The organism is Pseudomonas sp. A-1 (assembly GCF_004801855.1).
Taxonomy (GTDB): domain Bacteria; phylum Pseudomonadota; class Gammaproteobacteria; order Pseudomonadales; family Pseudomonadaceae; genus Geopseudomonas.
In genome coordinates, this window is the sequence record NZ_SSTC01000010.1 from 13,142 (window position 1) to 37,658 (window position 24,517).

Below are 24,517 nucleotides of genomic sequence, written 5' to 3' on the forward strand. Positions count from 1 at the left end.
GCCGGCGGGCAAGGCTGGACCACTCCGCCTGCGCCTCCCTCGCTCCCCTGAAGCGCCGTGAGTCGCACTCTGCACTGGTCCACGCCACTCGGGCAATACCTGCAGCAACACATCGATAGGTTTGAGAATCCATGATCTACGTCAGCATCACGCCAACGGATATCGTGACATAGTTCTTGGTTGCGAACGGATGTTCGTCACGCTTCATGAATCCCGCAAATGGAACTTCAGGGACTACCATGCTGAGCAATAACACCAGGAAAACCGAAACGCAGTCACCCTCTACCCAGCACTCTTCCTCGCTGCTCAAGCGATGGAAGTGGGCATACCGCAAGATCCGCAGCCTTGGCTGCCGCAGCGCATCGTCAGCCTGGCATGCGACCCGCTTCGCACTCTTCGGCAGCAGCGGGCGATTCTTCAGCTCTCGAGGATGGACCAAATTGAAGGTGTCCAGCGACTGACTGCGCTCACCGCGCCTCTACACGACTCATATCAGAAGACATTCACCGATCAGTTCGTTACGACGATAACGAGGTCCTTGTATGTCACTTCATGCCCCGCCATCGTGCGGGGCCTTTTTTGCCCGAACTTGGGGCGTCACCCTTCGCCCTGCAGCTCTTCGCCGGCGCCGAAATCAGGCCCCGGCATATCGCCCGCGGCCCTGCCTATCCTCCCCCAGCCATCGCATCGCCAGCAGGAGACTTCCCGCGCTCAAGGTCGACAGCAGCGCCATCCTCATGGTGCTCAGCATGGTTGCCGTCGCTCCCCAGCCGCTAGCCGGAGCGCGACCTGGCGTTCCCGGAGTCGCGCTACGCCTTCCCGCCCGCGAAGATCGCCGAGCTCATCACCCAGTCGTCGACGACTGATCGCTATTTCAAGCAGGCTCTGGCCAAATTAGGGATTCGGGACCGACCGCAGTACAATGCTCGCCACACCTACGCGACCATGTGCCTGATGAGCGGGATGAGCCCCGCGTTCATCGTGTTCCAGCTCGGGCACAGCGTCCAGATGCTGCTGTCCACCTACGCCCACTGGATCGACTCCACGACCGACTGGCATGAGCTCGACAAGCTCGATACGGAACCGGCCAAGCCCACTGATAAAGCGCCGGATGGTACGAAAGTGGTACAGCTCACAACGACACCCAGCTACAACCCGCGAGATAGAGCCTCTTGATTTCCACCGCTAACATCACCATGCAGTTCGGCGCAAAGCCGCTGTTCGAGAACGTTTCCGTCAAGTTCGGCAACGGCAACCGCTACGGCCTGATCGGCGCCAACGGCTGCGGCAAGTCGACCTTCATGAAGATCCTCGGTGGCGACCTCGAGCCGTCCGCCGGACAGGTCATGCTCGAGCCCAACGTGCGCCTCGGCAAGCTGCGCCAGGACCAGTTCGCCTACGAGGACTGCACGGTGATCGACACCGTGATCATGGGCCACGAGGAACTGTGGCAGGTCAAGGCCGAGCGCGACCGCATCTACTCGCTGCCCGAGATGACCGAAGAAGACGGCATGAAGGTCGCCGACCTCGAGGTGCAGTTCGCCGAGATGGACGGCTACACCGCCGAATCCCGTGCCGGCGAGCTGCTGCTCGGCGTGGGCATTCCGCTGGACCAGCACTTCGGCCCGATGAGCGCCGTGGCGCCCGGCTGGAAGCTGCGCGTGCTGCTGGCCCAGGCGCTGTTCGCCAATCCGGACGTGCTGCTGCTCGACGAGCCGACCAACCACCTGGACATCAACACCATCCGCTGGCTGGAAGGCGTGCTGACCGCGCGCAACTCCACCATGATCATCATTTCCCACGACCGCCACTTCCTGAACAGCGTGTGCACCCACATGGCTGACCTGGACTACGGCGAGCTGCGCCTGTTCCCGGGCAACTACGACGAGTACATGATCGCCGCCACCCAGGCGCGCGAGCGCCTGCTGTCCGACAACGCCAAGAAGAAGGCGCAGATCGCCGAACTGCAGACCTTCGTCAGCCGCTTCTCGGCCAACGCCTCTAAGGCCAAGCAGGCCACCAGCCGCGCCAAGCAGATCGACAAGATCCAGCTGGAAGAGGTCAAGCCGTCCAGCCGCGTCAGCCCGTTCATCCGCTTCGAGCAGACCAAGAAGCTGCACCGCCAGGCGGTGACCCTGGAGCACGTCAGCCAGGGCTTCGACGGCGTGCCGCTGTTCAAGAACCTCTCCATGCAGATCGAGGCCGGCGAGCGCGTGGCCATCATCGGCCCCAACGGCATCGGCAAGACCACCCTGCTGCGCACCCTGGTCGGCGAGATGGCGCCGATGGACGGCGAGGTGAAGTGGACCGAGAGCGCCGAGGTCGGCTACTTCGCCCAGGACCACGCCGACGACTTCGCCGACGATGTCACCCTGTTCGACTGGATGGCCCAGTGGACCCAGGGCGGCGAGCAGCTGGTGCGCGGCACCCTCGGCCGCATGCTGTTCAGCAACGACGAGATCAAGAAGTCGGTGAAGGTGATCTCCGGTGGCGAGCAGGGCCGCATGCTGTTCGGCAAGCTGATCCTCAAGAAGCCCAACGTGCTGGTGATGGACGAACCGACCAACCACCTGGACATGGAATCGATCGAGGCGCTCAACCTGGCGCTGGAGAACTACCCGGGCACGCTGATCTTCGTCAGCCACGACCGCGAGTTCGTCAGCTCCCTGGCTACCCGCATCATCGAGCTGTCGGAGAACGGCGTGACCGACTTCAGCGGCACCTACGACGACTACCTGCGCAGCCAGGGCGTCGCGGCCTGATCTGCCCCCGATGAAAAACGCCCCGCACTTGCGGGGCGTTTTTCATTCTGAACGCTCGCTCAGCCCTGCGCCGTGCTCCAGTCGATCATGCCCAGCTGCCAGGTGGCGAGGATCAGCAGGCCGAAACCGATGCGGTACCAGGCGAATACCGCATAGCTGTGGTTGGCGATGAACTTGAGCAACGCCCGCACCGCCAGCATGGCGAAGATGAACGAGGTGACGAAGCCGAGGGCGAACACCGGCAGGTCGCCGCCGTTCTCGAACAGGGCGCGATGCTTGTAGCCGGAATAGACCGCGGCACCGACCATGGTCGGCATGGCGAGGAAGAAGGAGAACTCGGTGGCCGCCTTGCGCGACAGGCCGAAGATCAGCCCGCCGATGATGGTCGAGGCCGAGCGCGAGGTGCCGGGGATCATCGCCAGGCACTGGGCGCAGCCGATCTTCAGGGCATGCTTCCAGCTCATGTCGTCCACCGCATGCACCTCGATGGCATGCTGACGCTTCTCGGCCCACAGCATGACCAGCCCGCCGATGACCAGCGCGCTGGCCACGGTGATCGGGTTGAACAGCCAGTGTTCGATCAGGTCGGCGAAGGCCACGCCGAGGATCACCGCCGGGAAGAAGGCGATCAGCAGGTTGCAGGTGAACCGCTGCGCCTGGCGCTCGCGCGGCAGGCCGAGCACCACGTCGAAGATGCGCTGGCGGAACTCCCAGACCACGGCGAGGATCGCGCCGAGCTGGATGATGATGTTGAACGCCTTGGCGCGGTCGCCGCCGAAGCCGATCAGGTCCGCGACTATGATCTGGTGACCGGTGCTGGAGATCGGCAGGAACTCGGTCAGTCCCTCGACGATTCCCAGGATCAGCGCCTGGATGGCGGTCCACAATTCCATGCAAGAACTCCCGTCACGCGCCCCTGGCGCGTCCATTTCCGTGATTGATAGCTGCCTGGCCGCAGCCCTGCGCTGCATGGCTGACGGCCGGGCGGCATCCTACCAGAGCGCGATCCGGGGTGCAGGTTCCGGCATCGCGCATTGACCGGAATCAAGGCGAAGTAGCACTTTGCCACTCCGCCCTCGCAGATGACCGACGTCCGTCGCAAATCCGCGCAGCGCATCTGGTCTGCCGATATCCTGCCTGCGCATACTGCGCCCCCGAACCCACGCCCGCCCCGGGCAGCATCCCCTCGTCATGGTGTCATCGCAGTGACTACATTCATGAGCCCCAAGGGAATCGACCTGAGCAGGAAGCCGAACCCCGACCTGATCTGGGATCTTGACGGACTACACGACCGCGCCCAGGCGGAGCGCCTGATCCGGCTGTTCGAGAACCGCCTGTGCATCCATGCCGGCTCGGTGAACCAGCTGTACACCGACTACAGCCTGTACTTCCCCGCCGGTGGCAGCCACAAGATGGTGGTCCAGCCCAGCACCCACGCCATCCTCGACACGATCCACCACATTTCACCGCTGGCGGTGGTCAAGACCGGCCTGTGCGTGCTGCCGGGGCACTTCCAGAACCAGCGGGGCCTGCTGCTGGCCCTCATGGGCAGCAACGGCGAACCGCTGCAGGCGCGCCCGCTCAAGAGCGCCCTGGCCCTGATCATCAGCAGGCTCAAGGCCCGCGGCGAGGCTTTCCTGCCGGTACTGGTCAAGGGCGACCTGCGCGAACTCGACCAGCGCATCCCCTGCCTGCACCTGCACCGCCTGCAGCTGTGCGACCTGCCGCACCTGTCGGCCTTCGAGCGCAACGAACTGCAACGGACCGTGACCGACAAGCTGCTGAAGCTCTGCCGCGAGGCCGACCAGTTGAGCTGCTGAGCGGCTCAGGCCAGCAGCACACCGCCCCAGGCCACCAGCAGGCTGATGCTGACCGCCACGGTCAGCGGCTTGCGCAACGGCTTGTACCAGATCGGCGCCAGCCCCAGGCGCACGGCACGCAGGTCGGCCAGGTACAGGCCGATGAAGGCCAGGATGAACACGGGAATCGCCAGCGCCACCGGCATGCCGAAGGAAACCGCCGCCCAGCCGATCAGCGGCGGTATCACCGACAGGCCCAGCTGCATCTGGGCATTCAGGCTGTCTTCCTCGGCGCGCATCGCCAGGCCCCAGTGGATGGCTCCCATGAAGGCCAGGATCACTGCCGAGTAGTCGAGCAGCGCGGTCAGTACCAGCGGGCGCCAGCCGACCGGGGTGAGCCAGATGCCCAGGGCGCCGCTGATGAACGGGATCAGCCCGGCCAGGCCGAGCAGCCAGGCCAGATGCGGGGGGCGGGTGGCAGTGAAGGGATGCATGTTTTCTCCTTGCGCTCGGCGAATGGCTGGCATGCCGCTGCAACAGCGGACTGTGTTGCACGCATGATACAGATCGGGGCCGGCAAATAGCGCGTTCCTGCGGCCCGGCCGCCCTTGCGGGGGGACTGTATCAATCCTGCAACACCCGCAATTTCCCTGCAGGCCGCGGATTTGCTGGCCCCGAGACCTGAGCGGCTCATTCGGGTGTTTCAGCGGGTTAACACCTTTCCCCGCCGGTTTCCCGCCGTATCCGCCAAGCCACTGATCTGATTGGGTTTTCGAGAACTGGCACGACACCTGCGATACAGACAGCACGCAACAGGGTCTGAACGTGCAGGAAACGCTGCCATGGATCGAAAAGCTTCAAGGATCTCTCGCTCGGCAATGCTGCTGACGATCGCACTGACAGGTGCAGGAACAGTCACTCCTGCGCTCAGCGCCGACGGTGTCATCGTCATCACCCGCGACGTGCAGCCGCGGGTCGCAACCCGAGCCCCGCTGGCTCCCGATCCGAATCCGAACACGGTCAGCGCCAAGGCAGCCATGGGCAATCGCACCATGGCCGCGACCGAGCTGAGCGATGGCGACTTCGCCAGCATCTCCAGCGGTGCGGGCCTGCAGCGCCAGGCGATGCCGAGCGGTCAGCTCCCCGGCCTCGGCGCATCGAGCGGCGAAGCCGGCCGGGGCCTGCCCAACATGCGGGCGGGTCACTCGGGGGGCGTCGGCGCCAGCATCTCCAACCAGGTCAACCGCAGTCTGCAGCAGGGCCTGGCCCCACTGAAAGCCATCACCGGAGATCGCTGACATGCGCCGCATCAGTCTGTTCATCGGCCTCGCCTTGCCGGCTCTGGCTCTGGCCGAGCAGGTTCCTCCGCACAGCCAGGCCCTGATCGAAGACAGCGGACGCAGCTACCAGGGCGTGCTGTCGATCAACCAGGCGGCAGGCGATCAGCATCAGCAGATCAACGCACGCGCCCTGGCTATCGGCAGCGGCGCGTCCGCGACGACCAACTTGCGGCAGCAGCAGGTTCTGGAGAACCCCGATCTTTCCCGGAACATGCAGTCGAGCATCGAGGGCAATGCCTTCAGCAACGGCAACGGCGTACTCGGCGTCAACCAGTCGAGCGGCGCCGGCAGCCAGCAGATCAATTCTTTCCGCACGAGCGTGGGCTCGCCCGTGGAAAGTCTGGACGACAGCATTCTCGCTCAGCAGAGCGTGGTGCTTTCGCAGGACTCAGGAGCAGCTGAGTCGGGGCCGGGAGCCCGGGTCGTCGGTACCGACGACCGGGCCTTCGCCGGCAGCAGTGGTGTAGTTCAGCTGAGCCAGAGCGCTGGGGTGGGCAACCGGACGGTAAACAGCCTCAGCATAAGGGTCATGGATTGACCTGAAACCAACGCAAGTCCAACACGTGTTGCATAAAAAAACTGCAAGGAGAACCACCATGAAAGCATCGATGACCCTGAAACCGCTGGTGTTCGCCATTGCCGCCGCAATGGCCATCTCGGCACAGGCCGGCCAACGCCACCACCATCAGCACCAGTCCTACCTGCTCGACCGCAATGCCGGTGACGCCACCGCCGAGGTGAAACGCGATCAGTACATCGGCCGTGGCACCCACGTGACCGACGAGGGCACCCAGAACAGCGTCGACATGACCGACACCCTGAGCGACAACGAGGGTAACGTCGGCGCCAACATCGCCGCGGGCAGCATGAACCAGCAGGTCAACGACGTGGCCATCGCTACCGCCGACGAAGCCTTCGTGTTCGGCTCGGCACGCGCCGAGATCGACGTCGACCAGGAAAACCGCGACGGCATCGTCAAGTTCAGTGGCTCGAACGCCGTCACCACCAGCGGCTTCGGCAACAACGCCTCCGGCGCCGTCGGCATCAACGTGGCCTCCGGCAACCTCAACCAGCAGGCCAACGCTCTGGCCATCGCCACCGCCCGGGGCTGGTCTGCCACCGCCGAAGTCGAAGGCGATCAGAGCCTGAGCGGCGCCGCCGTGTACAACGAAGCCGCCGGCGTGACCTACACCACCTCGCTCTCGGTCACCAAGGACTCCAGCAAGTCCCACAGCGCGAGCGGCTCCGCGAGCTCGAGCTACGAGTGGGCCAAGGCCAACGACGAAAGCAGCTCGTACTCCAAGAACGCCTCGGGCTCCTTCAGCGCCCATCATGACTCGTCCTCTACCGCCGATCATGACTACAGCGCCAGCCTGGATGCTTCCATCGAGAAGAACCACTCGGGCAGCGCCTCGGCCTCCTGGACCAAGACCCTCGACATCGATGCCGACGCTCATGTGCTGGTGGATGTCGACCGCAACCGCGGACGCGGCCCGGACTTCCACGCCGATGCAGAGGTGGATGTAAGCGTCGACGCCAGCGGCTCCTGGGGCAAGGACTGGCAATCCGAGTCGTCCGGCAGCGTAGTGGCCAGCCTCGACAAGACCTCGTCGTACTCCTCCTCCGAGACCCACGACGTCAACAAGAACTTCGAGTCCGACTTCAGCGCCTCCGAGGAGTCCAGCCACTCGGCCAGCGCCAGCGGCAGCGCCAGCGGTCAGTTCGAGAAGGCCTACGAGGAGGCCAGCAACAGCAGCCTGGCAGCCACGGCTACCTTCACCAAGACTCGCGTGTTCATCGACCCGGTTACCAACACCATCAGCCTGGATAACTCGCTGAACGGTGCCAGCGGCAACCTGGGCGTGAACGTGGCCGCCGGTTCCAACAACCAGCAGCTGAACACCATGACCATCGCCGCCGGCTGCAACGCCTGCAGCAACGGCAACGGCGACCTCTAATCACCATGCACGAAGGGAGCCCTGCGCCCGCAGGGCTCCCCTTCTTTCATAGGGAGGTGTGCAATGCGTCTGGTCATCCTGCCTGTTCTGTGCTGTCTGAGTGGCGCCCTCCAGGCCGCTCAAGTCCCGATGGCCGTCCTCCCGGGCGGCGCACTGGCTTTCAAGCAGGTCGAGAGCATGCGCGAACAGCGCTTCAGCAACCTGGTGGAACAGAAAACCGATTTCAGCTGCGGCGCTGCCGCCCTGGCCACCATCCTGCGCCAGGCCTACCGCTTCGATGTGGACGAGACCTTCGTGATCAACGGCATGCTCCTCGGCGCCGACCACGAACTGGTGCGCAACCAGGGCTTCTCCATGCTGGACATGAAGCGCTACATCGAAAATCTCGGCATGCGCGCCCGCGGCTATCGAATCGAAGCCGATGGACTGGAGCGACTCAAGATACCCGTCGTCGTCCTGCAGGAGATCCGCGGCTACAAGCATTTCGTGGTCCTGCAGCGCACCCAGGATGGATTCGTCTACATCGGCGATCCGGTGCTCGGCCACAAGCGCTACAGCCTCGAAGACTTCACCAAAGGCTGGAACGGCATCGTGTTCGCCGTGATCGGCCCTGAATATGACAGGGCCAACGCCCTGCTGAGTCCCCCGGAGCCCCTCACCGCCCGGAAGCACCTCGATGGCTTCCAGCCGGTCCAGGACGCCGAACTGATGGAGCACGGCTTCATCCAGAGCGATTTTTTCTGATAGCGACGTACTGCAACCCCCTGCCAGTGGCAAGGACATTGGCAGAACGCCTGCGGAGGTCACCATGAAGCTTCATGTCCTACTGGCTGCCAGTTGCATTGCCGCCAGCATCTCGGCTCACGCCAGCAATCCGTTCGAAGCGGTCGAACTGAGCGACCAGGAACTCTCCCAACTGCGCGGCCGTTTCGTGATGCCAGGACGCATCGTTCACTTCGGCGTGACCATGTCCAGCCAGTGGCAGAACGCCAGTGGCCAGGTACTGGGCGGCAGCGTCAGCATGCAGGTCAACGAGAACATGTTTGAGCCGCAGTTCACCGTCTCGCTCCTGACCAACGACAACGGACAGGGCGCACCGACCGCCGGCAACGGCCAGGTCACCGGCGGCGCCGGACTCTCCGAAGTGCAGGGTGTCAGCCAGAGCGTACGGGCTGCCGGCGACTTCAACACCGCCCTCAACGGTGTCTCCATCAACATCAGCCGGGGCAGTTCGGCGCCGACGGCGAGCGGCGGGAGCCAGGGCTTCAGCGGCGTCATCGAAGGCAGCTCCAGCGCCGGCAGCGTGCGCATCAGCCCCAATGCCGGCGGCCTGCAGATCGCGATCCAGGCGCTGGGTCAGGGCAACAGCCTGCAGCAGATGGGCAGCGGCGGCCTGCAGCAGCACACCGTTATCGGTGGATCCAGCAACACGGTCACCAACCTGGCGACCCTGGATGTGGTACTGCGCGATCGCGGCCTGAACAGCGATCAGTTGCAACTCAACTGGAACCAGCTGCGCGACCTACGGCCGGTGGGCTACTGATCTACGCTTGAAGCACCATCCAACCGATAGGGACTTCGCTCATGTCTCGTTCATATCCGCTTCAGATTGCAATAGGTGTCGCTGCCCTTCTTCCATCCACCTTCCTGCATGCAGCTACAGAGGCAGATGTAGCGGCCCTGCAACAGCAACTGCTCGAACTGCGCCAGCGATACGACGCGCAACAGAAAGCCCTGATGGTACTGGAACAGCGCGTGCGCGAAGTGGAAGCGCAGCCTGGGGTCCCCCAGCCCCAGCGCCTGGCACGCTCTCCTTCCTCCGGCACGCAAGCGACAGGCTATGGAGAAAGCCTGCGCGAAGACAACTCGCCATCCCGCAGCGTCGGGGACATCTACGACAAGGCCAGCGGCTTCTTCGGCGAAGGCAGGTTCAGCCTGGAAACCGGCCTGACCTACAGCCACTACGATGCCCGGCAGATGTTCCTCAACGGCTTCCTCGCCCTGGACGCCATCTTCCTCGGCAACATCGGCGTCGACCAGATCGAGTCGGACAACTTCACCTTCGACCTGACTGGCCGCTACAACCTGGGCAACCGCTGGCAGTTCGACCTCAACGTGCCGGTCACCTACCGCGAGACGACCTACGAATCGGCCGGTGCAACCGGTGCCGGCGGAGGGGCCGGGGGTGGCACCAACACCTTCTCCTCGGAAACCGTCACCCGCGACCCGGCCATCGGCGATGTCAGCATGGGCGTGTCCTACAAGTTCCTCGACGAGGCGCCAGGACGGCCGGATGCGGTCTTCAGCCTGCGGGTCAAGGCACCGACCGGCGATGAGCCCTATGGCATCAAGCTGGTCCAGTCGCCCACCAACACCAACCTCACAGTGCCCGAGGAGCTGCCCACCGGCAACGGCGTGTGGTCGGTCACCCCGGGCATCGCCCTGGTGAAGACCGTCGATCCGGCCGTGCTGTTCGCCAACCTCTCCTATACCCACAACTTCGAGGAGTCCTTCGACGACATCAGCTCCACGCCCGGCCAGAAGCTCGGCGGCAAGGTCAAGCTGGGCGACTGGTTCCAGTACGGCCTGGGCACTGCCTTCGCCCTCAACGACCGCATGAGCCTGTCCTTCTCCTACTCGCAGCTGATCGGCCGGAAAAGCGAGATCAAGCCCGACGGCGGCGACTGGCAGACCGTCGACAGCAGCGACGCCAATGCGGCCTACTTCAACGTCGGCATGACCTTCGCCCTGACCGACAAGCTGACCATGGTGCCCAACCTGTCGATCGGCCTGACCCCGGATGCGCCGGATTTTTCCTTCAGCCTCAAGTTCCCCTACTACTTCTGACCCTGCGCAAAAGCCCCGGCCGGATGTTCCTCCGGCCGGGGCTTTACATGGTGGCAGTCAGCGGATGCCGTGCTTGCTCAGCAGGCGATAGAAGGTGGGACGGGACACGCCGAGCGCCTTGGCGGCGCGGCTGAGGTTCTGCGAGTACTGCAGCAGCACATCGCTGAGCGCCTGCTTCTCGGCCTGCAGCTTGTAGTCTTCCAGGCTGATGTCGGCCTTGTGCGCCGCGACCGCGCGCTGGAAGCCCAGATCCTCCGCCTCGATCAGATTGCCCTCGGCGAGGACCAGGCCACGCCGCACCCGGTTGGCCAGTTCGCGCACGTTGCCCGGCCAGTCGTAGTCACACAGCGCCTTCAATGCCGCATCGCTGAAGGGCCGAGGACGCCGACCGACCTCCTCGGCATACAGCCTGGCGAAATGCCGGGCCAGCGCCGGCACGTCCTCCAGACGCTCGCGCAGCGGGCTGGTGCGCACCTGCAGGACGTTCAGGCGATAGTAGAGGTCCTCGCGGAAACGCCCACGCTCCACGGCTTGCTCCAGGTCGACGTGGGTGGCCGCCAGCACGCGGACATTCACCTTGATCGGCTGGCTGCCGCCGACCCGCTCGATCTGCCCTTCCTGCAGGAAGCGCAGCAGGTTGGCCTGCAGGTCCATCGGCAGGTCGCCGATCTCGTCGAGGAACAGCGTGCCGCCATCCGCCGACTCGATCCGGCCGATCTTGCGCTGATGGGCACCGGTGAAGGCCCCCTTCTCGTGGCCGAACAGTTCGGACTGGATCAGCTGTTCGGGAATGGCCCCGCAGTTGATCGCCACGAAGGGCTCCCTGGCCCGTCGCGAAAGCCGGTGCAGGGCATGAGCCACCAGCTCCTTGCCGGTGCCGCTCTCGCCGCGGATCAGCACCGGCGAGTCGGTGGGGCCCAGCTTGGTCAGCAGCGTGCGCAGTTCGCGCATGGTCGCCGTGTTGCCCAGCAGCCGGTCGTCATCGGCCCTGAGCTTCTCGGGCCTGCGCAGCATGGCCATGCCCAGGGCGTGCCCCAGCGTGGCCTGGAACAGGTCCAGATCGAGCGGCAGGGTGTAGTAGTCGAAGAACCATTCGCCGATGAGGGAGCCAAGGCTCCCATCCAGCGGCACCCCCGGCGCCAGCACGGCAACCCACAGGGCGGGGTTGTGGCTGACCAGGTCACGCACCTCCTCCAGATCATCGAGCGCAAGGTCGAGACGGATGATCCCGACCTCCGCCCGCTGCTCGAAGGCTTCATCGAATGAACAGACCGTTACCTCCCAGCCGGCATGCTGCAGTTTGGAAACAAGGGGCTTGAATTCGTTCGAAGTGTCGACAACGAGGAGTCGACGAAGCATTTGATTGTGCATGTTCCATCCTGGTTATTCGCTAATAATCTCTGAAGAGACATCGGCGCTGCTGGAATGAAACTAGCAAAGGGGAAGACGGGAGCTTAGATGGTTTTGTGATAATCGAAATTACAAAGGGCGGATATCCGCCCTTTGTGATTTTTCACTGCAATATCCGGAAAATGGGCTACTCAGTAGTAGGCATTTTCCTTATTGGTGTGGTCGGTGACATCGCGCACGCCCTTCAGTTCGGGGATGCGTTCCATCAGGGTCTTCTCGACGCCGTCCTTGAGGGTCATGTCGACCATGCCGCAACCCTGGCAGCCGCCGCCGAAGCGCAGGATGGCGACGCCTTCGTCGTCGATGTCGACCAGCGAAACCATGCCGCCGTGGCTGGCCAGCCCCGGATTGACCTCGGTCTGCAGGTAGTAGTTGATGCGCTCGGGCAGCGGGCTGTCCTCGTTGACCATCGGCACCTTGGCGTTCGGCGCCTTGATGGTCAGCTGGCCACCCATGCGGTCGGTGGCGTAGTCGACCACGGCGTCCTCGAGGAAGGGCACGCTGACCGCATCCAGCCAGGCGGTGAAGTCCTTCAGCGCCAGGGCGGTATCCTCGGGCTTCTGCTCGTGCGGCTTGCAGTAGGCGATGCAGGTCTCGGCGTACTGGGTGCCCGGCTGGGTGATGAACACGCGGATGCCGATGCCCGGGGTGTTCTGCTTCTCCAGCAGCTCGGCCAGGTAAGCCTGGGCGGATTCGGTGAAGGTGATGGCGCTCATGGGAACTCCTTGCAGGTATGCGCGCAGTGTACGCCATGCCGGGGCGCGGATAAAGTCCCAGCATTTTGGTAGGAATAGGGCCGGCAGCGCCTTTCTCCCGACGCCCTCACAGGTTCTGATAGCGATTCATGTCCAGCACCCCCGCCTCCACCGGCTGGGTTTCGCGGATGTGCGCGGCCAGGTCGTGGAACAGCCTCCAGAAGCGCGGATCGCTGCGGCGCACGCCCCAACGCTGCACGATGCGCTCGAAATCCTCCACCGCGTCGGCCTGCTGCAACGAGGCGACGAAGGCGCCCACCTCCCCTTCGCGCAGGCTGAACAGGAAGTTCGGGTAGCTGGTCAGCACCTCCGGGTAGAGGGTCAGGCTGTCCTTTTCCGGCTGGTAGCGCAGCGACTCGCCGAGCATGAAGGCCACGTTGCTGTGCGCGCGGTTGCGCAGCAGGCTGTAGACCTCGCGCCCGCCGCCATCCAGCTCGACACGCAGCAGGGTTGCCTCCGGCAGGTACTCGATGACTGGCAGATCGCTCAGCGGGCGCGCGGCCAGGGCGCTCAGGCGCTGATCGATGTGCTGCAGCGCCGGGACCGCCTCGGGGCGGAAACAGCGCCCCTCTTGGCAACGGTTGAACGGATCCGGCCGCGCATTGAGGGTGCCGTAGCGCTCCAGCAGGCGTTCGACGAAGGCCCGCTTCGGCTCGTCCTCCGGCAGGCGCAGGCCGCTGGGCGTTTCATGGTCGATGCCTTCGTAGTCCAGCCACAGCCTGAGCTTGCCGCCGTCCTGGTACCAGTCGCCAAGCATGGCCTCGCGTTGTCCGGCGGGCATCAGGCGCAGGAAGTTCTGTTCGGCGCCGTTGCGGATCAGGTCGAAGTACAGACGGGTCTGCGCCTGGTGCGAGACGTTGCCGAACACGTCGAAGTTGACCACCAACTGGTAGTAGGTGCGCTCCAGCAACGGGAAGTCCAGCCACCACAGGGTCTGCGGCACGGCGCCGATCAGGCCCTTGCGCACCGAGGCGCTGTCCTGCTGGCGGAAGATGCTCAGCAGCGCGTTGTCGTTGCCGGCCCAGATATGCGACCAGCTTGGATAGGGCTGGTGCGAGTAGGCCTCGCGGCGTGCCGCCTCGTAGGCATTGCGATTGGCACGGAATTCACGCCAGAGCAGCGGCAGCTGCGCCAGGTCGTCCTGCACGCCGGGCAGCGCCAGCAGCGGCGTGACCCGCTCGCGGTAGGCGGCATCGGTCAGATAGAGGTCGTGGGCCGGAGCCTGGAACAGGGTCCAGAAGTGGTCGCGGATCACATCGGTGGCGATCTGCCCGCGACATACCGGGCCGCGGATGAAGGTACGCACGATGTATTCGGCGTTGTCGAGCATGAACTGGTAGCGCGCACCGGCGGGAATGGCGGCGAAGGTCTCGAACGGATTGGCGCGGCGCTGCGGGCCGTAGCCGGGCACCGCGTCCGCCTGCCAGTCGCCGGAAAAGAACAGCTCCTCGACTCGTTCCAGTCTGGCGCGACTCAACGGATAGGTGATGTGGGTCTTGTGCACGATCACGCCCTGGATCGGCCGCAGGCGGTAGTGAAAGCTGGTGCCGGGGTCATCGTTGGGACGCCGGGTGGCGATCACGTCCACCGCCTCGCCACTGGGGGTACGCGAGCGCACCAGCTCGAAGAAGCGCCCGCTTTTCCCCTGGTCGAAGTACAGGTGGGCGAGGAACAGGTGCTCGTACAGCCAGCGCGCCACCAGCTGCTCGCGGGCGCCGGGGCGGTTGAGCAGCGCCTCCCACGCGGCGACCTGCGCCGCCTCGGAAGCGCTGGCGACCACCGGTTCGCCATCCAGGGGCGCGCCTTCGGCCAGCCAGCGGCGCAGGGTGGCGTACTCGCCATCGCTCAGGCCGCTGACCGCGAAGGGCATGCCGGCACCGGGGTTCCTGCGCGCGAAGTCGTCGAACTGCTCGGGCTTCGGGCACTGGTTGTCGCGGTAGATGCCGATCTCCAGATCCTCCGGCAGCTTCGCACCGGGCAAGGGCGCATGGGTGCGGCCCAGCTCCAGCATGCGCGCCACCAGTGCGGCAGCGCCGCCGCCCAGCACCGAATGGAAGCCCTGCGCCCGCCAGCCGGCCTCCGTCTGCGCATCGACGAACAGCCGCGTGGTGGCGTCGGCCTCGATGCGCTTGCCGTTGTACACCGGCACCTTCGAGGCGCCGCGCTGGATGCCGGCAGCGCTGCCGAGGTTGAGCTGGCAGGGCGCGTCGTAGCAGGCATGGCAGGCCACGCACTTCTGCGTGAGGATCGGCTGCACGTCGCGAGTGAAGGACAGCGGCGCGGCGGACAGGGGCAGGCTAAGCAGCAGGCTGGCCAGCAGCAGAAGGAAGATGGGCATGAGGCTGTCCGTGGCGGGCGATGGAGGATTCTAGCCGTTTGCCCAACGCACTGGCGTGCGCGAGCCGTAGGGTTGGCAACTCGCGCAGCATTTGCCTACCGGGCAGGCCACGCCCGCGGCACCATGATCGTGTCCACGCTCCGCGTGGACACGCAGTCCCGGCCGCTCCGGCGGCCGATGGACGCGGAGCGTCCAGAGATCCGGTTCCCACGTGGAACGCGGGAACCATCGACCCCGACAACATGAACAAAATTCATGGCCACCCCCTCCCCGCTCCAGAACCATGCAGCTTTGCTATCATGCCCGCCTTCACGATCCACCCTCTCCAGGTAGTCCCCATGTCCGACCGCGCCGCCCGCCTCCAGGCCCTCCAGCAAGCCCTCAAGGAACGCATCCTGATCCTCGACGGCGGCATGGGCACCATGATCCAGAGCTACAAGCTGGAAGAAGAGGACTACCGCGGCGAACGCTTCGCCGACTGGCCGCAGGACGTCAAGGGCAACAACGACCTGCTGCTGCTGACCCGTCCGGACGTGATCGGCGCCATCGAGAAGGCCTACCTGGACGCCGGCGCCGACATCCTCGAGACCAACACCTTCAACGCCACCCGCGTCTCCCAGGCCGACTACGGCATGGAGGAGCTGGTCTATGAGCTGAACGTCGCTGGTGCGCGCCTGGCCCGCCAGGTGGCCGATGCCAAGACCGCCGAGACCCCGGACAGGCCGCGTTTCGTCGCCGGCGTGCTCGGCCCGACCAGCCGCACCTGCTCGATCTCCCCGGACGTCAACAACCCCGGCTACCGCAACGTCACCTTCGACGAGCTGGTGGAGAACTACACCGAGGCCACCCGCGGCCTGATCGAGGGCGGCGCCGACCTGATCCTGATCGAGACCATCTTCGACACTCTCAACGCCAAGGCGGCGATCTTCGCCGTGCAGCAGGTGTTCGAGGAGGACGGCGTCACGCTGCCGATCATGATCTCCGGCACCATCACCGACGCCTCCGGCCGCACCCTGTCCGGGCAGACCACCGAGGCGTTCTGGAACTCGGTGCGCCACGCCCAGCCGATCTCCGTGGGCCTCAACTGCGCCCTCGGTGCCAAGGACCTGCGCCCGTATCTGGAAGAGCTGGCCACCAAGGCCGAGACCCACGTCTCCGCCCACCCCAACGCCGGCCTGCCCAACGCCTTCGGCGAGTACGACGAGACCCCGGCCGAGATGGCCGTGGTGGTCGAGGAATTCGCCGCCAGCGGCTTCCTGAACATCGTCGGCGGCTGCTGCGGCACCACCCCGGCGCACATCCAGGCCATCGCCGAGGCGGTCGCCAAGTACCCGCCGCGCGCCATCCCGGACATCCCCAAGGCCTGCCGCCTGTCCGGCCTCGAGCCGTTCACCATCGACCGCAGCTCACTGTTCGTCAACGTCGGCGAGCGCACCAACATCACCGGCTCGGCCAAGTTCGCCCGCCTGATCCGCGAGGAGAACTACGCCGAGGCCCTCGACGTCGCGCGCCAGCAGGTGGAAGCCGGCGCCCAGGTGATCGACATCAACATGGACGAGGGCATGCTGGATTCGAAGGCGGCGATGGTCACCTTCCTCAACCTGATCGCCTCCGAGCCGGACATCTCCCGCGTGCCGATCATGATCGACTCCTCCAAGTGGGAGGTGATCGAGGCGGGCCTGAAGTGCATCCAGGGCAAGGGCATCGTCAACTCGATCTCCATGAAGGAAGGCGTCGAGCAGTTCAAGCACCACGCCCACCTGTGCAAGCGCTACGGCGCCGCCGTGGTGGTGATGGCCTTCGACGAGGTCGGCCAGGCCGACACCGCCGCGCGCAAGCGCGAGATCTGCCAGCGCAGCTACGACATCCTGGTCAACGAAGTCGGCTTCCCGCCGGAAGACATCATCTTCGACCCGAACATCTTCGCCGTGGCCACCGGCATCGAGGAGCACAACAACTACGCGGTCGACTTCATCGAGGCCTGCGCCTACATCCGCGACCACCTGCCCTACGCCCTGTCCTCGGGCGGGGTGTCCAACGTGTCGTTCTCGTTCCGCGGCAACAACCCGGTGCGCGAGGCGATCCACTCGGTATTCCTGTTCCACGCCATCCAGAACGGCCTGACCATGGGCATCGTCAACGCCGGCCAGCTGGAGATCTACGACGAGATCCCGGCCGAACTGCGCGAGAAGGTCGAGGACGTGGTGCTCAACCGCAGCCCGTCCGCCACCGAGGCGCTGCTGGCCATCGCCGACAACTACCGTGGCGACGGCAGCGTGAAGGAAGCCGAGACCGAGGAATGGCGCAGCTACGACGTCAACAAGCGTCTGGAACACGCGCTGGTCAAGGGCATCACCACCTTCATCGTCGAGGACACCGAGGAAGCCCGCCAGCAGTGCGCCCGCCCGATCGAGGTGATCGAAGGCCCGCTGATGAGCGGCATGAACGTGGTCGGCGACCTGTTCGGCGCGGGCAAGATGTTCCTGCCGCAGGTGGTGAAGTCCGCCCGCGTGATGAAGCAGGCGGTAGCCCACCTGATCCCCTTCATCGAGGCCGAGAAGGGCGACAAGCCGGAGGCCAAGGGCAAGATCCTCATGGCCACGGTCAAGGGCGACGTCCACGACATCGGCAAGAACATCGTCGGCGTGGTGCTCGGCTGCAACGGCTACGACATCGTCGACCTCGGGGTGATGGTGCCGGCGGAGAAGATCCTGCAGACCGCCATCGCCGAGAAGTGCGACATCATCGGCCTGTCCGGCCTGATCACCCCCTCGCTGGACGAGATGGTCCACGTCGCCAAGGAAATGCAGCGCCAGGGCTTCACCCTGCCGCTGATGATCGGCGGCGCCACCACCTCCAAGGCGCACACCGCGGTGAAGATCGAGCCGCAGTACGGCAACGACGCGGTGGTCTACGTCACCGACGCCTCGCGCGCGGTGGGCGTGGCCACCACCCTGCTGTCCAAGGAACTGAAGAGCGACTACGTCGCCAAGCTGAAGGCCGAGTACGCTGAGGTGCGCGAGCGCACCGCCAACCGCAGCGCGCGCATCGAGCGTCTCAGCTACGAGGCCGCGCTGGCCAACCGCCCGCAGTTCGACTGGGCCGGCTACCAGCCGCCGGTGCCCTCCTTCACCGGCGTCAAGGTGCTGGAGGACATCGACCTCGAGGTGCTCAGCCAATACATCGACTGGACGCCGTTCTTCATCTCCTGGGACCTGGCCGGCAAGTTCCCGCGCATCCTGACCGACGAGGTGGTCGGCGAGGCCGCCACCAGCCTGTACAACGATGCGCAGGCCATGCTGCAGAAGCTGATCGGCGAGAAACTGATCAAGGCGCGCGCCGTGCTCGGCTTCTGGCCGGCCAATCAGGTCAACGGCGACGATCTGGAAGTCTACGGCGACAAGGGCGAGCAACTGGCCACCCTGCACCACCTGCGCCAGCAGACCATCAAGCCGGACGGCAAGCCCAACCTGTCGCTGGCCGACTTCGTCGCGCCGAAGGACTCCGGCGTCACCGACTACGTCGGCGGCTTCATCGTCACCGCCGGCATCGGCGCCGAGGAACTGGCCAAGGCCTACGAGGCCAAGGGTGACGACTACAACAGCATCATGGTCAAGGCGCTGGCCGACCGCCTCGCCGAAGCCTGCGCCGAGTGGCTGCACGAGCAGGTGCGCAAGGACTACTGGGGCTACGCCCGGGACGAGGCCCTCGACAACGAGGCGCTGATCAAGGAGAAGTACCAGGGCATCCGTCCGGCCCCGGGTTATCCGGCCTGCCCGGATCACACCGAGAAGGGCACCCTGTTCGCCCTGCTCGACCCGCAGGCCGAGACCGGCAAGCCGGGCCAGAGCGGCGTGTTCCTCACCGAGCACTACGCCATGTTCCCCGCCGCCGCGGTCAGCGGCTGGTACTTCGCCCACCCGCAGGCGCAGTACTTCGCGGTCGGCAAGGTCGACAGGGACCAGGTGGAGAGCTACAGCAAGCGTAAGGGCCAGGAGCTGGCCGTGACCGAGCGCTGGCTGGCGCCGAATCTGGGTTACGACGCCTGAGTGATTACGCCGTAGAAGCCATGAGGCCCGCGCAAGCGGGCCTCATGCATTCAGGAGCAGCACATTGAACCGCGGACGGGAGCTCAATGCGCCCCCTTCGCCCGTCGAATCCTGATCGAATACTCCAGCTTCGGCTTGCGCGTCACGCTGATCGGGCGGCGGGTGACGGTATCGAGGGTGATGTTCCAGAAGCCGTCCCCCGGCACGCGGATCTTCGCCGGGAAACGGTCGAAGTGACCGCCGATGTAGTTGTGCCGGGCGCCGTTCTTGAAGGCGCGGAAGTTGGCGTCGTTCATCAGGCGGATGTTGCAGGGCTGCGAGCTTTCGATGATGACCAGGTCGTCCTCGTTGAGCTGTTCGCGTTGATGGATGAATTTCATGGTGATTCCAGAGCACGTTGCAAGGCGCGGAACATAGCACGAAGCCGCAGCTTTCGCTCCGTCGCAGCGGTTAAACTCGCCTCCCCCTCCACGCCCACCGCGAGCCATGAACCTGCAGCGCCTCTTCAAACTGACCGTATGGCTGGCCGGCCTGTGGCTGGCGTGGATCGTGCTGACTCCGGCTTCCAAGGCGCCGCCGGTGAGCGGCGACCTGGCTGGCGGCCAGTTGCGGATCGGCGATCATCGCGTTGAAGCGCTGCAGCCCTTCCAGCTCGAGGAGGCGCTGGTGCTGGGGCGCGAGGACTACCGCTTCGACCGCGGCGCCCAGGTCTCGCCCACCGACCTGGCGCTGGGCTGGGGCCCCATGGCCGATCCGGGCCTGTCCGGGCAGATCGAGATCCGCCAGAGCAACCGCTGGTATTACTGGCGAGCCGACGAGCTGCCCATCCCCCGCCGGGAGATCGAGAGGCACAGCGCCAACATGCACATGATCCCGGCCAGTGCCGCGGTAGCCGCCACGCTGGACTGGCTGCAGGCGGGCGCGCGTATCCGCCTGTCCGGCCAGCTGGTGCGTGTCGAGGGCGATGACGGTTTCCAGTGGGTCAGCTCCCTGAGCCGGGAGGACACCGGCGCTGGCGCCTGCGAGCTAGTCTGGGTCGAGCAGCTGACCGTGCTGCCCTGACCCGGACGCCCGGAAACAAAAAGCCCCGCTCGGTGGCGGGGCAAACAGGGGAAACTCTCAGTTCGTTCAGCGTACGCAGGCGAGCGTGAAGATTTCGTGAGGCGGATGTCGGCAAGATGAGAAAACGTGCAGCCGGAAGGCTTCCGGACGATCTTCGCCGGCTGCCGGGAGCGCGGTAAGCTGCACGGCGCAAACGCCCGTCCTGTCCCTACCCACAAGGAGAGTCCCATGCTCGAAGGCAGCTGCCTGTGCAACGCGGTCCGCTACGAAATCCACGGCGAACTCGGTCCCATCGTCATGTGCCACTGCTCGCGCTGCCGCAAGGCCAACGGCTCGGCATTCGCCACCAACGCCTCGGTGAGCACCAGCGCGTTCCATCTCGTCCAGGGGCAGGAAGCGCTGGCCGAATACCAGTCCTCGCCGGGCGTGTTCCGCGTGTTCTGCGGCAAGTGCGGCTCGCCGCTGTACAGCCGTCGCCCGGGGCAGCCGGAGCTGCTGCGCCTGCGCATCGGCACGCTGGATACGCCCATCGCCGGCAAGCCGACCGCGCACATCTTCGTCGGCTCCAGGGCCGAGTGGTGCGAGATCCACGACGACCTGCCGCAGTACGCCGAGCGCCCCGCCTCCTGAACGCAGCCCCGCAGGCCCTGGTCGAGCCTGCGGGGTGGACAGGCCGGGGAAACCCGCCACACTTTCACTGACCTGTCCTGCTGGCCTGCACCGCCGCGCGTTGTCCCGGCGCGGCAACCTGCCAGCGGTGCGCCCGGTCTGCAGCAGCGGAGATGCTTCACGATCAGGGCGGAGGCCCCATGCGCAAGACTCCGATCCGCATTGCCACCTTTGTCGGCCTGCTCCTGCTCGGCCTGCTGGTTCTTGCCGCCGGCGCCTGGGGCGCGCTGGCCCTGCTCTACGCGGGGCCGCGCGACGAGCCCCTGCGCAATGCCCTGGCTGCCGGCGTCGCCCTTGCTACGCTGCTCGCCCTCGGCGCCCTGCCGCTGCACCGCTGGCGGCGGACGGTGCTGGGCTGCTACTTCGCCCTGTTCGTCGTCCTGCTGGTCTGGTGGCACGGCATCGAGCCCTCCAACCAGCGCGACTGGCTGGCGGACGTCGCCGTGCTCCCCCATGCCAGCATCGAAGGCGACATGGTCACCGTGCACGACATCCGCAACTTCGACTATCGCAGCGAAACCGACTTCACCCCCGCCTGGTACGACCGGCGCTTCGACCTGCGCCAGCTGCAGGGGGTCGATCTGGTCGCCGTGTACTGGATGGGCCCGGCCATCGCCCACATCTTCCTCAGCTTCGACTTCGGCAAGGGCGACCACCTGGCAGTGTCCATCGAGACGCGCAAGGAAAAGGGCGAAGGCTACTCGACCCTCAAGGGTTTCTTCCGCCAGTACGAGCTCTACTACGTGGTGGCCGACGAGCGCGACGTCATCCGCCTGCGCACCAACTACCGGCACGACCCGCCGGAGGATGTCTACGTCTACCGCCTCAAGGGCGATCTCGACAACGGCCGGCGCCTGCTCCTCGAATACATGCAGCGCATCAACGAGCTGCACGAGCGCCCCGAGTTCTACAACACCCTGACCACCAACTGCACCACCACCATCTGGATGAACACCCGGGTCAACCCCAGCCACCTGCCCTTCGACTGGAGGATCCTGGCCAGCGGCTACCTGCCGGAGTTCCTCTACGAACAGGGCCGCCTGGATAGCCGCGGCCTGCCGTTCGCCGAACTGCAGCAGCAGGTCCACGTCAACGCCCGGGCGCAGGCCGCGGACAGCGCCGCAGACTTCTCCAGGCGCATCCGCGAGCCGAGCCAGGCTTCACCCGCCGGCGTAGCGGACGACGACATCGACACCGGACAGTGAGCGAAACCACCTCTCAGGACCAGCGCAACAGGGGAAAATGGGCATGCAACTTCGTGATCGGATCGTCCTTGTCGCCTTGGCCCTGACGCTGGCCGCCATGCCGCCCGCCCTGGCCGTGCCGGCGGACAGCGTCGCCACCGCCCGGCCGGAAGGCAGCACGAAACGCCCCCGGATCTGCCTGGTCCTTTCCGGCGGCGGCGCGCGGGGCGCGGCGCACGTCGGCGTGATCAAGGTGCTCGAGGAGTACCGCGTGCCGGTCGACTGCATCGCCGGCACCAGTATGGGCGCCCTGGTCGGCGCCTCCTACGCGACCGGCACCTCCACGGCGGAGATGGACACCATCCTCAAGACCATCTCCACCGAGCTGCTGTTCAAGGAGGACCCGCCGCGCCGGGAACGCTCCATGCGCCGCAAGGAGGACGACTACGGCATCCTGTTCACCCCCGAGGTCGGCCTGGACAACGGCCAGGTCAAGTTCGGCAAGGGCGTGGTCACCGGCGTACAGCTGGAAACCGTGCTGCGCCGGCTGTCCAAGGCCAAGGGGCACTACCGCTTCGACACGCTGCCGATTCCCTACCGGGCCGTGGCCACCGACCTGGTGACCGGCAAGGCGGTGGTGTTCAACCAGGGCGAGCTGGCCAACGTGATGCGCGCCAGCATGTCGGTACCCGGCGCGGTGGCGCCGGCGGAGTTCGACGGCATGATCCTGGTCGACGGCATGCTCACCAGCAACCTGCCGATCCAGACCGCACGCGAGGAGATGGGTGCCGATATCGTCATCGCGGTGAACGTCGGCACCCCCCTGCTCACCCGCGAGCAGCTCAGCGGCATCTTCGGCGTCACCGGGCAGATGCTCAGCATCCTCACCGAGCAGAACGTGCAGGCCTCGCTCGCCACCCTGCAGCCGCAGGACATCCTCATCTCCCCCGACCTCGGCGACTTCTCGACCGGCGACTTCGACCACCTGGAGCAGATCGCCCCGATCGGCGAGGCGGCGGCGCGCCAGGTCGCCGACCGCCTCGCCCGGCTGTCCCTGCCGGCCGCCGAGTATGCGGCGCTGCGCCAGGGCCAGACCATCGCCGTGGCGCCCGACCTGCGCCCGGTCGACGAGATCCGCTTCGGGAACCTCAAGCGCGTCAACCCGCAGAGCGCCCAGGCGGCCATGGATACCAGGCCCGGCGAGCAGATCGAGCAGGACACCCTCGACAGCGACATGCGCCGCATCTACGGCACCGGCGACTTCGAGCACGTCAACTACCGCTTCATCGAGGAGCCCGGCAAGCGCATCCTCGCCGTGGACGCCGTGGAGAAATCCTGGGGCCCCAACTACCTGCGCTTCGGTCTGGGCCTGTCCAGCGACTTCAGCGGCGATGCGTTCTTCAACATCCTCGGCAGCTACCGCAAGACCTGGATCAACGACCGCGGCGCCGAGTGGCGCACCGACGTGCAGCTCGGCCATACCAGCGGCCTCTACACCGAGTTCTACCAGCCGTTCAGCGCCACCAACCGCTTCTTCATCGCGCCGCATGCCGCCATCGAGCGGCGCACCGCCGATCTCTACCGCGACGACGACCGCGTGGCCAGCTACGAGATGACATCCATGCTCGGCGGGGTGGATGTGGGCAGCCAGTTCAGTCGCTACGGCGAATTCCGTATCGGTGCAGTCGGCGGACGCCTCAAGCCGCAACTGGACACCGGCCCCGAGAGCCTGTCGCCCGGCGACTCGCGGATCATCCAGGGGGCCTGGCGCGCCCGGCTGAGGCTCGACCAGCTCGACAGCGTGCACTTCCCCCGTTCGGGCTGGCGCGCCGGAGCCGGCATCTTCGACTCGACCGGCGCGCTCGGCGCCGACGACGAGTACACCAAGTGGGACGCCGACGGCAACGGCGCGTTCTCGTTCGGCAACCACACCCTCAACCTTGCCTTCAAGGCCGGCGACAAGATCGGCAGCGCCCCCCTGCCACGCTACGACCAGTTCCAGTGGGGCGGCTTCCTGACCGGCTCCGGCTACTCCACCGGCCAGTTGCTGGGCGAGCAACTGCAGTTCGGCAGGCTGATGTATTACCACCGGATCCTCGAAGGCAGCATCTTCGAAGGCGCCTACACCGGCTTTTCCCTGGAGGCCAGCCGGATCGGCAATCCGCTGGTTCCGGGCAACAGCGAAGACTGGCTCAGGTCCGCCGCCATCTTCATCGCTGCCGATAGTCCGCTCGGCCCGGTCTATCTTGGCTATGGGCGTGCGAAGGATGGCAACGACAGCTTCTATTTCTATCTGGGAAGACCGTTCTAGGGACATTACCGCCAGCCGACCGCAGTCGACATT

At 65.7% G+C, this 24,517-nt stretch carries 20 protein-coding genes; 14 read left to right on the forward strand and 6 right to left on the reverse strand.

Annotated elements, in window-relative coordinates; translation table 11 throughout:
- The first annotated feature begins 963 nt into the window (after window positions 1-963).
- Window positions 964-1,176 (forward strand): hypothetical protein, encoded by a 213-nt coding sequence (locus tag E5198_RS22180; RefSeq protein ID WP_168772465.1) that lies wholly within the window; start codon window positions 964-966, stop codon window positions 1,174-1,176.
- Complete coding sequence (locus tag E5198_RS03290) at window positions 1,173-2,762, forward strand: ABC-F family ATPase (protein WP_136488590.1); 1,590 nt, start codon at window positions 1,173-1,175, stop codon at window positions 2,760-2,762. Before E5198_RS22180 ends, E5198_RS03290 begins: the two co-directional genes overlap by 4 nt.
- 59 nt (window positions 2,763-2,821) lie before the next feature.
- Here the strand turns inward: E5198_RS03290 and E5198_RS03295 are convergent, their stop codons facing one another.
- On the reverse strand, window positions 2,822-3,655 hold the full coding sequence (locus tag E5198_RS03295; RefSeq protein WP_136488591.1) for an undecaprenyl-diphosphate phosphatase: 834 nt from the start codon (window positions 3,653-3,655) through the stop codon (window positions 2,822-2,824).
- 324 nt (window positions 3,656-3,979) lie between these two features.
- Between E5198_RS03295 and E5198_RS03300 the strand changes: the two genes are divergently transcribed.
- Window positions 3,980-4,582, forward strand: a complete 603-nt coding sequence (locus E5198_RS03300; RefSeq protein WP_136488592.1) for a hypothetical protein — start codon at window positions 3,980-3,982, stop codon at window positions 4,580-4,582.
- Window positions 4,583-4,587: 5 nt separating this feature from the next.
- On the opposite strand, the gene E5198_RS03305 is transcribed toward E5198_RS03300, so the two are convergent.
- The gene (locus E5198_RS03305) at window positions 4,588-5,055 is read right to left on the reverse strand and encodes a DUF3429 domain-containing protein (RefSeq protein WP_136488593.1); all 468 of its coding nucleotides are present in this window, start codon (window positions 5,053-5,055) and stop codon (window positions 4,588-4,590) included.
- Window positions 5,056-5,439: 384 nt separating this feature from the next.
- Here E5198_RS03305 and E5198_RS03310 point away from each other — a divergent pair, with 384 nt between their 5' ends.
- The 6 genes from E5198_RS03310 to E5198_RS03335 all read left to right on the forward strand — a co-directional run bounded on the left by E5198_RS03310 (window position 5,440) and on the right by E5198_RS03335 (window position 10,706).
- Window positions 5,440-5,859 carry a hypothetical protein gene (locus tag E5198_RS03310; RefSeq protein WP_256658960.1) on the forward strand — a complete coding sequence of 140 codons (420 nt, stop codon included), beginning with the start codon at window positions 5,440-5,442 and terminating at the stop codon, window positions 5,857-5,859.
- 1 nt (window position 5,860) lies between these two features.
- Window positions 5,861-6,439 carry an adhesin gene (locus E5198_RS03315; protein ID WP_136488595.1) on the forward strand — a complete coding sequence of 193 codons (579 nt, stop codon included), beginning with the start codon at window positions 5,861-5,863 and terminating at the stop codon, window positions 6,437-6,439.
- A 58-nt stretch (window positions 6,440-6,497) separates the two neighbouring features.
- On the forward strand, window positions 6,498-7,859 hold the full coding sequence (locus E5198_RS03320; RefSeq protein ID WP_136488596.1) for a hypothetical protein: 1,362 nt from the start codon (window positions 6,498-6,500) through the stop codon (window positions 7,857-7,859).
- Between the two features lie 63 nt (window positions 7,860-7,922).
- Window positions 7,923-8,603 (forward strand): C39 family peptidase, encoded by a 681-nt coding sequence (locus E5198_RS03325; RefSeq protein ID WP_136488597.1) that lies wholly within the window; start codon window positions 7,923-7,925, stop codon window positions 8,601-8,603.
- A 64-nt stretch (window positions 8,604-8,667) separates the two neighbouring features.
- Window positions 8,668-9,402 (forward strand): hypothetical protein, encoded by a 735-nt coding sequence (locus E5198_RS03330; RefSeq protein WP_136488598.1) that lies wholly within the window; start codon window positions 8,668-8,670, stop codon window positions 9,400-9,402.
- A gap of 41 nt (window positions 9,403-9,443) precedes the next feature.
- Entirely contained in the window at window positions 9,444-10,706 is a 1,263-nt protein-coding gene (locus E5198_RS03335; RefSeq protein WP_136488599.1) for a transporter, read from the forward strand.
- Between the two features lie 57 nt (window positions 10,707-10,763).
- Here E5198_RS03335 and E5198_RS03340 read toward each other — a convergent pair whose 3' ends face one another.
- The 3 genes from E5198_RS03340 to E5198_RS03350 form a co-directional block, all read right to left on the reverse strand.
- On the reverse strand, window positions 10,764-12,065 hold the full coding sequence (locus tag E5198_RS03340) for a sigma-54 dependent transcriptional regulator (RefSeq protein WP_256658961.1): 1,302 nt from the start codon (window positions 12,063-12,065) through the stop codon (window positions 10,764-10,766).
- A 182-nt stretch (window positions 12,066-12,247) separates the two neighbouring features.
- Window positions 12,248-12,832, reverse strand: a complete 585-nt coding sequence (gene nfuA / locus E5198_RS03345; protein WP_136488601.1) for a Fe-S biogenesis protein NfuA — start codon at window positions 12,830-12,832, stop codon at window positions 12,248-12,250.
- Between the two features lie 106 nt (window positions 12,833-12,938).
- Window positions 12,939-15,209 (reverse strand): fatty acid cis/trans isomerase, encoded by a 2,271-nt coding sequence (locus E5198_RS03350; RefSeq protein ID WP_136488602.1) that lies wholly within the window; start codon window positions 15,207-15,209, stop codon window positions 12,939-12,941.
- Window positions 15,210-15,547: 338 nt separating this feature from the next.
- Between E5198_RS03350 and metH the strand changes: the two genes are divergently transcribed.
- Window positions 15,548-19,258, forward strand: coding sequence for a methionine synthase (gene metH / locus E5198_RS03355; protein WP_136488603.1), 3,711 nt, complete (start codon window positions 15,548-15,550; stop codon window positions 19,256-19,258).
- 83 nt (window positions 19,259-19,341) lie between these two features.
- Here the strand turns inward: metH and E5198_RS03360 are convergent, their stop codons facing one another.
- Complete coding sequence (locus E5198_RS03360; RefSeq protein ID WP_136488604.1) at window positions 19,342-19,638, reverse strand: DUF1883 domain-containing protein; 297 nt, start codon at window positions 19,636-19,638, stop codon at window positions 19,342-19,344.
- Between the two features lie 106 nt (window positions 19,639-19,744).
- Between E5198_RS03360 and E5198_RS03365 the strand changes: the two genes are divergently transcribed.
- From E5198_RS03365 to E5198_RS03380, 4 genes are all read left to right on the forward strand, one after another.
- Window positions 19,745-20,320 (forward strand): hypothetical protein, encoded by a 576-nt coding sequence (locus tag E5198_RS03365; RefSeq protein ID WP_136488605.1) that lies wholly within the window; start codon window positions 19,745-19,747, stop codon window positions 20,318-20,320.
- Between the two features lie 228 nt (window positions 20,321-20,548).
- Complete coding sequence (locus tag E5198_RS03370) at window positions 20,549-20,950, forward strand: GFA family protein (protein ID WP_136488606.1); 402 nt, start codon at window positions 20,549-20,551, stop codon at window positions 20,948-20,950.
- Window positions 20,951-21,129: 179 nt separating this feature from the next.
- A complete protein-coding gene (locus tag E5198_RS03375; RefSeq protein WP_136488607.1) occupies window positions 21,130-22,194 on the forward strand; it encodes a DUF4105 domain-containing protein in 1,065 nt (354 codons plus the stop codon).
- 43 nt (window positions 22,195-22,237) lie between these two features.
- Window positions 22,238-24,484: a patatin-like phospholipase family protein gene (locus tag E5198_RS03380; protein WP_218569036.1), complete on the forward strand. Its 2,247-nt coding sequence runs from the start codon at window positions 22,238-22,240 to the stop codon at window positions 24,482-24,484.
- Window positions 24,485-24,517 lie beyond the last annotated feature (33 nt).